The sequence below is a fragment of the Mesorhizobium sp. M2A.F.Ca.ET.039.01.1.1 genome, assembly GCF_003998035.1.
In the GTDB taxonomy this organism is placed as follows: domain Bacteria; phylum Pseudomonadota; class Alphaproteobacteria; order Rhizobiales; family Rhizobiaceae; genus Mesorhizobium.
In genome coordinates, this window is sequence record NZ_RZRY01000500.1 from 1 (window position 1) to 4,779 (window position 4,779).

Consider the following 4,779-nt stretch of genomic DNA (forward strand, 5'->3'; position numbering starts at 1 on the left):
CGTCAGCAGCGCCACGATGGCGCCCGACGCCGCGGCCGTCTGAGCGCCGTACCAGAAGCAGGCGACGATGGCGCGCACCAGCGCCGGAATGTTGGCGCCCCAGATGCCGAAGGAGGCACGGGCTAGCACGGGGTAGGGCACGCCGGTCTTCACGCCGGCATAGCCGACCATGTTCATCAGCGCGTAAATGATCAGCGAGCCGATGCCGATGGCGATGATGAAATTGACGAAGCCGCCGCAGAACAGAAACAGGCTGGCCGCCAGATAGTAGCCCCAGAGGCTATGGACGTCAGAAGTCCAGACATTGAAGATCGAAAACGGTCCCCAGTTCCTGACCGTTGCCGGAGCCAGATCCTCGTTATAGAGGTCAGGCGATGCGCCTTGAATTGTCATTGTCGTTGTTCCCCTTCTTGCAAAACGCGCCCTCACGCGTTTAACCGCGGAGGTTAAGCCTGACGCTGGGGAACCGGCAAGTAATCCATTTGCCGGCTTTCGCCTTAAAGACATTCAATGAGAATCGCCGTTATCTGCCGCCTCGAAGCCTGCATCGGTCGAGTCGCCATGAGCGCTTTCTTGATCGCACAGGTGTCGGCCGGCGGGTTCCGAAGTTTTTCCATCGGCAACCAAATTTGTTTGGAACCAATCCGCCGGACGTGCGTTTATGCGGGTTCGACTGCGTTGCGGTCGGCCGGGAGGATAATCATGGATCGCTTGCATTTCTTTACCCCAGTGCGAATTGCGCGTGGGCAGGGATACCCTGTGGAGGAAGTCGATAGCGTCTCCGAGGCGATGGTGTTCCTGCGGAAATGGCCAACGGGAAGACGCGGCCCGGTTTATCAATGCGCCCTGAATTGCTGTACGGCGGCTATGTCGGGCAAGATGTCGGCTGAGGAAGCGCGGAAAGCCTTTGTCGGCTTCGCCCGCATCACTCGGCTGCTCGACGACGACATGGCGCTGCCACTGGGTGGCGCGTCGATGGACAATGTCTACGCGCTGCGGCGCTAGGCTCGAAAAATCCTTTAAATCAATGTTCTGCGCCGGCAACGACGCAGCACGTTGGGTTTTTGTGGTTCCCAGGTTCCGCACCAGGACGGCTTTGGGAGCCGATGTTTTGACCCGTCAAAAGCGCAGTTTCGCTCTCTGCCAATTTCTAGAAGTCGACGCTTCGAAGCAACAAAGCGTTGAAAATACTTATACGATTTCGGCGTGAAGTATCTTTAAACCTGTTGGCGCTATCCCTACGTCCTCGTTGTTATGTCTATCAGGGCAACATCGATGTAACATTCTCTTACGCCACGCCTTTCTCACGGGGGACTCGGGAGGCGCGGTCACTTTTCCAAACAATGAGCAGCCCGACCGTTCGACGCGCCTTTGGTGCGTCGAGCGTCTCGGCGCGAAATCTCCCCGCTTTGTCAATCAACACCAGCCGGGTGGCGGCCGGGTGAACGAACCCGCGCGCCCTTAGGAGACTAGACATGGAAGCCCTAGAATATCTCGGCCCGATGAAATGGACGGCGATCGAGATCGCCGTGCCGGCTATCGTGCTGGCGATCCTGTTCTGGCGGAGCGGCATGGTCCGCTACATCCCGAACGACCGGCTCGGCATCCTGGAAAAACTATGGAGCTTTCGCGGCTCCGTCAGTGATGGCTTCATAGCGCTCAACCGTGAGGCTGGCTACCAGCCGGAAGTCGTGCGCGGCGGCCTGCATTTCTTCATGCCCTTCCAATACTCGATGCACCGCGCCGATCTCGTCACCATCCCGCAGGGCCAGATCGGCTATGTCTTTGCGCGTGACGGCAAGCCGCTGCCGCCGACGCAGACACTTGCTTCCAACACAGATGCCGACGATTTCCAGGATGTGCGCGGGTTTCTCGAAAAAGGCGGACAGAAAGGACCGCAGCGCAAGATCTTGCGTGAAGGCACCTATGCCATCAATCTCGCGCAATTCATCGTGCTCACTGCCCAGTCGATCTATGCCGTCAATCTGAGCTCGTCGGAACAAAACCTTTTTGCCAACATGTCCAGCATGATCTCGGAGCGGGGCGGCTTTGAGCCGGTCGTCATCCACAATGCCGAGGACATGATCGGTATCGTCACCATCCATGACGGTCCGGCCCTGCCGGACGGCGAGATCATCGCGCCGACCGTGGCCAACGATCCGAACGACCCGAACTTCCACAACAATTTCCAGGACCCGGAGAAGTTTCTCAATGCCGGTGGCTACCGTGGCCGGCAGCTGCAGGTGCTGGCCGACGGCAGCTACTTCCTCAATCGCATTTTCGCGACCGTCGAACTGGTCGAGAAGACGATCATCGACGTCGGCACGGTGGGTGTCGTCGTCTCCTATAACGGCCGCCACGGCGCGGACATATCCGGGCAGGCGTACCGTCACGGCGAGCTGGTCGAAATCGGCGCGCGCGGTGTCTGGTCGACGCCGCTGCTGCCGGGCAAGTATGCGTTCAACACCTTTGCCGGCACTATCATCACCGTGCCGACCACCAACTTCGTGCTCAAATGGACGAAGGAGCAGTTCGGCGATCACAGGCTGGACGAGAACCTGTCCGAAGTATCGTTGATCACCAAGGATGCGTTCGAGCCTGTGCTGCCGCTCTCCGTCGTCGTGCACATCGACTATATGAAGGCGCCGCTGGTGGTACAGCGTTTCGGTGACATCAAGCGGCTGGTCGAACAGACGCTCGATCCGATGGTTTCCGCCTATTTCAAGAACATCGCCCAGACAAAGACGCTGATCCAGCTCTTGCAGGAGCGCAGCGACATCCAGCGCAAGTCAGGCGAGGAGATGCGCGAAAAATTCAATTCCTACAGCCTCGAACTGCAGGAAGTGCTGATTGGCACGCCGCGTGCCGCCGATGGCCAGAACAGCATAGAGCAGATCCTGATCCAGCTGCGCGAGCGCCAGATTGCGGTCGAAAAGGTCGAGACCTACAAATTGCAGGAGAGGGCGGCCACTCAGGAACGTACCTTACGTGAGAAAGAAGCGCTGGCCGAACAGCAAGCCAAGATCACGACCTCGGCACTTACCATCGAGATCAGCGAGAACGAGGGCAAGGCGCAACTCGCCCGCACCCGTCAGGAGGCGGAAACCATCCAGGTCACCGCCAAGGCGGAGGCGGAGAAGGTGCGCCTCGCCGGCCAGGGCGAGGCCGATATGATCAAGGCTGTCGCGCTTGCCGATGCCGAGCGCATCAAGGCGACCGGTTTCGCGGAGGCCGAGAAGGTGCGCGCGCTCGGCCTGGCGGAGGCCGAGGCCACCGAGAAGAAGGTCGCGGCTTTCGGCGGACCGGACTATCAGCTCAACTCGCAGGTTCTCATGCGCTTCGCCGAGGCGATCGAGAATGGCAGGCTGCCGCTCGTGCCGCAGATCCAGATCGGCGCCAATGGCGGCGAGAAGGGGGCCGCCAACGGCCTCGTCGAGATGATGCTTTCGATGCTCGTCGCAGACCGGGTTGGACGACAAAACCTGCCGGGTGCGGTCCCGGAACCCGTTGAGGAGGAATGATTGAGGATGGGCCGGTCGCACCGGCCCATCTCGCGTGGCGCGTTGATGGGCAATGTCTACGCCTTGAGGCGCGGCGCCAGGCTGAGCCACGATGCTGGTCGAGGGCCCCGCGCCGATGTCGGCGCGGCAGGCCTCTTTCTCGACAAGGTCCGACTAAGTCAGTTCCGTGCCAATAGTTTTTTGGGCGCAAGCCAGAATGGCGGCAGGCAAAGCGGAATAGCCGACAGCAGAAGCATCTCGTCCTTGACCTCGACGCCGAGCTCGTCGGCGACGAAGCGTCGGCGCGCGGCGAAGCGGGCCGCGAGCGCCGGATAGCGCTCGGCGATCGTCGCGCGCAGGCCCGCGTCTGCGAAGGTCACGGCGTCCTCGCAGTTGAGCGTCACGCCGTCGGGCATCGGCACGGGAATGATGTCGACCTGGAACGGCATGCCGGAGGCCAGGCGCTCCGTCGAGCCCGGACGTATCGGCGAATGCATCCACTCGTCGAGGCCGACAAGATGGCCGGGATTGAGGGCCGGCCGCAGCCTGCCACGGGCCAGGGTCGAGATCACCGCTTCGTGTATCGCGCCACCTTCGACACCGATTCCTGCCGTCTCGTACCAGGCGATCAGTCCGTCGAAATAAGCCTTGGCCACCTCCAGGAAAGCGGTGTCGGCCTCGGCGATGAGGCCGCCGCGGGCCGTCAGGCCACCCCAGTACCCGACCGCGGTGGTTGCACCCTCGCCGCGCCGCGGCACGCGGGCTGTCGGGCTGCGCAGGCCGATGACGGGGCCGCTCGCATCGTTGGAGGCGAACATCGGATGGCAGCTCATCGGTTCGCCGGCATAGCCCATGCGGGACGCGGCCGCGAGCTCGCTATCACCAAGGGTGAAGCCTGTGACGATCCGCCAGACCGCCATCGATGCCCTCGACGCTCCCCATTCGGCCTCGGCGATCTGGTCTGCGTCGACCACGGCCCGCAGGCCCTCGACCGGGTGCATCAGCACGCGGGTGGCGTCCACGATGTCGGACGGCCCGACGATCGCGGCAATGGCATCGACGATGAAAGAAGGGGCGAGGAAGGTCGGCTTCGCCAAATCCCACTCCTCGCCTTCGAGATACTTCCAGCCGACGATGCCGATCGTGTCGCCGGACCCGAGCCCAGCTTCGCGCAGAACCGCGACAAGATCAGGCTTCTGGCTGCGATCCTGGCCCATCAGGCTCAGTGATTGGGCAAGCATCGTGACGATGTCGGGCAGGCCGGCGATCGGGGTATAAC

Annotated in this window: 4 protein-coding genes; 2 read left to right on the forward strand and 2 right to left on the reverse strand. The window is 61.8% G+C overall.

Annotated elements, in window-relative coordinates:
- A partial coding sequence (locus EOA24_RS27795) for a cytosine permease (RefSeq protein WP_189354260.1) occupies nucleotides 1-393 on the reverse strand: 393 nt, incomplete at its 3' end.
- A gap of 309 nt (nucleotides 394-702) precedes the next feature.
- On the opposite strand from EOA24_RS27795, the gene EOA24_RS27800 reads away from it, so the two are divergent.
- Both EOA24_RS27800 and EOA24_RS27805 read left to right on the forward strand, forming a co-directional pair.
- Nucleotides 703-1,005: a DUF982 domain-containing protein gene (locus tag EOA24_RS27800; RefSeq protein ID WP_042642716.1), complete on the forward strand. Its 303-nt coding sequence runs from the start codon at nucleotides 703-705 to the stop codon at nucleotides 1,003-1,005.
- Between the two features lie 470 nt (nucleotides 1,006-1,475).
- Nucleotides 1,476-3,521: a flotillin family protein gene (locus EOA24_RS27805; RefSeq protein WP_126082673.1), complete on the forward strand. Its 2,046-nt coding sequence runs from the start codon at nucleotides 1,476-1,478 to the stop codon at nucleotides 3,519-3,521.
- A 158-nt stretch (nucleotides 3,522-3,679) separates the two neighbouring features.
- Here the strand turns inward: EOA24_RS27805 and EOA24_RS41870 are convergent.
- Nucleotides 3,680-4,779 (reverse strand): M24 family metallopeptidase (locus EOA24_RS41870; RefSeq protein ID WP_189354262.1); only part of this gene is annotated, 1,100 nt, incomplete at its 5' end.